Source organism: Pseudonocardia sp. ICBG601, assembly GCF_020496245.1.
In genome coordinates, this window is sequence record NZ_JAHLJA010000116.1 from 1 (window position 1) to 4759 (window position 4759).

Below are 4759 nucleotides of genomic sequence, written 5' to 3' on the forward strand. Positions count from 1 at the left end.
CGCTGCTGGCGGGCGTGAGCGCCGCCTACTACGCGCGGCTCGAGCAGGGCGCGACCGGCACCCGTCGCCGCAGGTCCTCGACGCCATCGGCCGCGCTCTGGGCCTCGACGACGAGCTGCTCGCCCACCTGCACCGGCTCGCCGAGCCCGCCCCGCCCGGCGCCCACGCCAGCGGCGGCCCGAGAAGCTGAGCCGGGCGATGGAGCTGCTCGTCGCGTCGTGGGAAGACGCAGGTGGCGGTCGTGGTCGGCCGCTACCGCGACGTCCTGGCGGCCACGCCGGTCGCGTCGCTGCTCAACCCCGGCTACGTCGTCGGGCGCAACCTCGTGCGCGACGCGTTCCTCGACGAGGGCGTCCGCGGCTGCTACGGCGACCTCGACGACGCCACCCGCTCGTCGGTCTCGGCGCTGCGGCCTCCGTCGGGGCCGACCTCGACGACCCGCGACTGACGGAGCTGGTGGGGGAGCTCTCGCTCAAGAGCGAGGCGTTCCGGACGCTGTGGGCGCGCCACGACGTCCGCGCCCGCACCAGCGGCACCAAGACGTTCACGACGCCGCTCGCGGGGCGGCTGACGCTGCACTACCAGTCGTTCTCGCTGCACGGGGCCGACCGGCAGACCTGCTACACCTACGTCGCGAGCCCGGCTCGCCCGACGAGCGGACGCTTGCGCTGCTCGTCCGGCCTCGCCGAGGAGGGCCGGGCAGGCGACCGCCGGGACGCGGTGCGTCAGCCGGGCTGAGCGCCGGGTGCGAGAATCGCGCGTCGTGGCCCGACCCGAACCCGCACCCGGCTTGGTGATCGTCGACAAAGCCCTCCGGCATGACCTCGCACGACGTCGTCGGACGGCTCCGGCGCGTCTTCGCCACCCGCAAGATCGGGCACGCGGGCACGCTCGACCCGATGGCCACCGGCGTGCTGGTCTGCGGCGTGGGCCGCGGCACGAAGCTGCTGGGCCACCTCGCGCTCGACACCAAGGCCTACACGGCGACGATTCGCCTGGGCGCCGCTACGACCACCGACGACGCCGAGGGCGAGACGGTGTCCGAGGCCGACGCGAGCGGCGTCACACCGACGCGGCGATCGCCGACGGCATGGCCGCGCTGACCGGCGACATCATGCAGGTGCCCTCGTCCGTGAGCGCCGTGAAGATCGACGGCAGGCGCGCGTACGCCCGCGTCCGCGACGGCGAGGACGTCGTCCTGCCGCCTCGTCCCGTCACCGTCTCGGCGTTCACGCTGCTCGAGCGGCGCGGAGCGGAGCTCGACGTCGTCGTCGAGTGCACGTCCGGCACGTACGTGCGGGCGCTGGCCCGCGACCTCGGCGCGGGGCTCGGCGTCGGCGGCCACCTCACGGCGCTGCGCCGCACCCGGGTGGGCCCGTTCGACCTCTCGCACGCCCGCACCCTCGACCAGCTCGCCGACGACCCGACGCTGTCGCTCACCCTCGACGGCGCCGTCGACGTCGCGTTCGCCCGCCGCGACCTCGACGACGAGCTCACCACCGACATCTCCCACGGTCGCCCGCTGCCCGCGATCGGGCGCAGCGGCGTCTACGGGGTGTTCGCGCCGGACGACGCGTCCTCGCGCTGGTCGAGGAGGGCGGACCGAAGGCGCGCCCCGTCGTGGTGCTGGCCCCCGCAGCGACGACGTGACGTCCGGTCGTTAGGCTTCCCCTCGTGCAGCGGTGGCGTGGTCTGGAGGCCGTCCCGACCGGAACTGGGGGCGCAGCGTCGTCACCATCGGCGTCCTTCGACCGGGATCCATCGGGGACACCAGATGCTGATCGGGCGGGCGATCGAGCGGGCGCGCGAGCGCGACCTGCCCACGGTGCTGGTCACGTTCGACCCCCCCCGCCGAGGTGATCCGGCCGGGTCGCACCCGGCGCGGCTCACGTCGCTGCTGCCGCCGCGCGGAGCTCGCGTCCGAGCTGGGCGTCGACGCGTTCTGCGTGCTGCCGTTCACGCAGGAGCTCTCGCGCATGGAGCCCGCCGCGTTCGCCCACGAGATCCTCGTCGACCGGCCTGCACGCCGCCGAGGTCGTCGTCGGGCAGAACTTCACCTTCGGCCACCGCGCCGAGGGCGACGTGCCGATGCTCGGTGTGCTCGGCGGCCGCTTCGGGTTCGTCGTCGAAGGCCTCGACCTCGTCGCCGACACGGGCGTCACGTTCTCCTCCACCTACATCCGCTCGTGCATCGACGCCGGTGACGTCGAGGCCGCCGAGGTGGCGCTCGGTCGCCCCCGCACCGCGTCGAGGGCCGTCGTCGTGCACGGCGCCCGTCGTGGCCGCGACCTGGGCTTCCCCGACGGCGAACGTCGCGATGGCGCCCTACAACCGCGGTGCCCGCCGACGGCGTGTACGCGGGCCGTTCGTCATCCGCGACCGCGAGCTGCCCGCCGCGATCTCCATCGGCACCAACCCGACGTTCTCGGGCCGCGAGCGCACCGTCGAGGCGTACGTCCTGGACGTCCGCGAGGACTTCTACTACGGCTTCGACGTGGCCGTCGACTTCGCGGCCGCGCCTGCGCGGCCAGGAGCGCTTCGACGACGTCCAGGCGCTCATCGAGCAGATGGAGCGCGACGTCCCAGCGCACCCGGGAACTGCTCGCCTGAGCCTGCGCACCAGTTCTCCCGTTCGCCCCACGGGACGGGGGTTCCGCCTGAGAGCATCACGGGCATGGGTGGACGAGGCGGTGCGAACGAGGGCGGGAGCGAGGAGCTGGGCCCTCCGCAATCGAGTCCAACCGGGAGCGGCAGCGCGAGCTGTACGGCGCCCCGCTGGGGGACCGGGTGCGCAGGCTGACCTCCGTGCTGGGCGTGTCGCAGGCGCGGCTCGCGCGGGCGCTCGGGATGAGCCCCGCCATGCTGAGCCAGCTGGTCAGCGGGCGCCGCGTGAAGATCTCCGACCCGGCCGTGCTGGCCCGGATGCTCGTGCTCGACCAGCGCAGCGCCCACCTGCGGCGCAGCCGCGACCCGCGCACCGTCGAGGCGCTGCTCGACGAGGTCGCCGTGATTGCGGTGGCAGTGGGCGGGCCCGCGCACCCCGCGCAGCGCCCGTCGTCCGGCGGGATCCCGACGCAGAGCACGGAGCGGCCGCCGACGCCCTGCGCGGGGTGAGCGAGCCGGCGCGTCTCGCCGCCGCGGCCCGCCGTGCTCGGCGCGACGTTCCCCGAGCTCGCGGAGGTGCTGCGGCAGGCAGCGGGCGTCAGTGGTCCGGTAGTGCGGCTGTTCACCGCGATCCCGCCCTCGCCCGACGCCGCCGCCGTCCTGCGGGCCGCACTGCCCGCTGCGCTGTCCTCTGCGGCTCCCGCGGGCTGGCGGTTCGTCGAGCCCGAGACGTGGCACGTCACGCTCGCCTTCCACGGGGAGGCCGACCCCGGCGTCCTCGCGCGCCGTCTCGACGAGCGCGCTCGCGGCCTCGCCGCGCCCCTGCTGCGGCTCGCGGCGCGGGTTCGTTCGAGGCAGTGCGGTGGGCGGGCGTCGAGGCGCGGCCGCCCGCGGCGCTCACCGCGCTGGTCACGGCCGCCGACGGCGACCCGGCGCGGTTCGTCGGCCACCTCACGCTGCTGCGCCGCCTGCGCGGGGCCCCGACGAACGCCCCGGCCGAGACCGCGGTGCCCGACGGTCCGTGGTGGCGGCCCGCCGAGGTGCTGCTGATGGCGAGCGAGCCGGGTCGCGGCGGGCCGCGCTACCGGGTTCGTGCACCGCGTGGCCCTCGCTCCGAGCTGGGCGAGGGCTCGTCCGGCGTGGTTGCCCGCGGGTGACAGGACCCTTACCCGCGTCACGCCACCTCGTGCCCCGCTCGGGGAGCGTGCCGGACCCCCTCTCGCAGCGATGCTTCTCGCACCAGAGACGAGAGGTGCTTCCGATGTCCGCACGCAAGGCCGCAGCCGCCGCCCTCCTGACCGCCGTCACGGCCGCAGCGCTCTCCGCGTGCGGCACCACGGTGACCGGGTCGTTCTCGCCCGTCGCGGCGACGTCGCACAGTGCCGAGCAGGCCGCCCCCGCGGCCCCGGGGCCCGACGCGGCGACCGCCGCCTGACGCCGACCCCCCGCCCGCCGCCGCCCCCGACGCGGGTCCGGCCGACGGTCCCGACAACGGCCCGGCCGACGCTCCCGACAGCGGCAACGGCCCCGACCAACGGTCCCGACAACGGACCCGGCGACGGGCCTGACGGCTCCTACGGCGACGGCGGCCGCTCCGGCGGCAGCGACTCCGGCCACGGCTCGGGCCACGGCTCCGGGCACGACAGCCCGTCGGTCTCCGGTCTCTCCGTCGGCCACAAGCCGGTCTGCGACGCGAACAACGACCCGCTGGAGATCACGCTGACCTGGAAGGCGTCCAGCACGCCCGGCGTGATCATCTCGATCGACGGCCCCGGCGCCTTCGGCACGTTCGACGCGCACGGCTCCGCGACCGTCCCGTTCGCCTGCGACGGCCACTCGCACTCCTACAGCGCCGCGCCGTCGTCGAAGCCCGAGGCCCGCACGACCATCACGGTCACGGCGGACAAGAAGAAGGACGACCCGAAGAAGGACGACCCGAAGAAGGACGACCAGAAGAAGGACGACGGCAAGAAGGACGACGGCAAGAAGGACATGCCGAAGGACGGCACGACCGGCACGACCGACACGACCGGGGCACCGGCACGGACCGACGGGACCGGCACGACCGGCGGCACCGGCACGACGGACACCCCGAAGGACGGCTCGAAGAAGGACGCCCCGAAGGACGACCCGAGCGAGCAGACCGCCCCGAAGA

Annotated in this window: 5 protein-coding genes and 7 pseudogenes; 11 read left to right on the plus strand and 1 reads right to left on the minus strand. The window is 75.1% G+C overall.

Going from position 1 to position 4759, the window contains the following annotated elements:
* From KPL57_RS26635 to KPL57_RS26675, 10 genes and pseudogenes are all read left to right on the plus strand, one after another.
* Window positions 1-190: pseudogene (locus KPL57_RS26635) on the plus strand (hypothetical protein); the annotation flags it as partial.
* 51 nt (window positions 191-241) lie between these two features.
* Window positions 242-738 (plus strand): annotated as a pseudogene (locus tag KPL57_RS26640) (hypothetical protein).
* Between the two features lie 7 nt (window positions 739-745).
* Window positions 746-1650 (plus strand): annotated as a pseudogene (gene truB, locus KPL57_RS26645) (tRNA pseudouridine(55) synthase TruB).
* 206 nt (window positions 1651-1856) lie between these two features.
* Window positions 1857-1955, plus strand: a pseudogene (locus KPL57_RS70340) (bifunctional riboflavin kinase/FAD synthetase); the annotation flags it as partial.
* Window positions 1956-2019: 64 nt separating this feature from the next.
* A pseudogene (locus tag KPL57_RS67395) lies at window positions 2020-2115 on the plus strand (bifunctional riboflavin kinase/FAD synthetase); the annotation flags it as partial.
* 238 nt (window positions 2116-2353) lie between these two features.
* Window positions 2354-2800 (plus strand): annotated as a pseudogene (locus KPL57_RS26655) (riboflavin kinase); the annotation flags it as partial.
* Window positions 2801-2805: 5 nt separating this feature from the next.
* Window positions 2806-3114 carry a helix-turn-helix domain-containing protein gene (locus tag KPL57_RS70345; RefSeq protein WP_308253031.1) on the plus strand — a complete coding sequence of 103 codons (309 nt, stop codon included), beginning with the start codon at window positions 2806-2808 and terminating at the stop codon, window positions 3112-3114.
* Between the two features lie 102 nt (window positions 3115-3216).
* Window positions 3217-3393 (plus strand): annotated as a pseudogene (locus tag KPL57_RS72805) (2'-5' RNA ligase family protein); the annotation flags it as partial.
* A gap of 68 nt (window positions 3394-3461) precedes the next feature.
* Window positions 3462-3761, plus strand: a complete 300-nt coding sequence (locus tag KPL57_RS26670; RefSeq protein ID WP_226353609.1) for a 2'-5' RNA ligase family protein — start codon at window positions 3462-3464, stop codon at window positions 3759-3761.
* A 104-nt stretch (window positions 3762-3865) separates the two neighbouring features.
* A complete protein-coding gene (locus tag KPL57_RS26675; protein WP_226353605.1) occupies window positions 3866-4039 on the plus strand; it encodes a hypothetical protein in 174 nt (57 codons plus the stop codon).
* Window positions 4040-4178: 139 nt separating this feature from the next.
* Here KPL57_RS26675 and KPL57_RS26680 read toward each other — a convergent pair whose 3' ends face one another.
* The gene (locus KPL57_RS26680; RefSeq protein WP_226353606.1) at window positions 4179-4361 is read right to left on the minus strand and encodes a hypothetical protein; all 183 of its coding nucleotides are present in this window, start codon (window positions 4359-4361) and stop codon (window positions 4179-4181) included.
* Between KPL57_RS26680 and KPL57_RS26685 the strand changes: the two genes are divergently transcribed.
* Window positions 4354-4759: hypothetical protein (locus KPL57_RS26685; protein WP_226353607.1), on the plus strand; the 406-nt coding region annotated here is incomplete at its 3' end. The genes KPL57_RS26680 and KPL57_RS26685 overlap by 8 nt on opposite strands.

Coding starts and splice junctions, on each gene's coding strand:
- KPL57_RS26675 (WP_226353605.1), top strand. CDS start 3,866: ATGTCCGCACGCAAGGCCGCAGCCGCCGCCCTCCTGACCGCCGTCACG.
- KPL57_RS26680 (WP_226353606.1), bottom strand. CDS start 4,361: ATGATCACGCCGGGCGTGCTGGACGCCTTCCAGGTCAGCGTGATCTCC.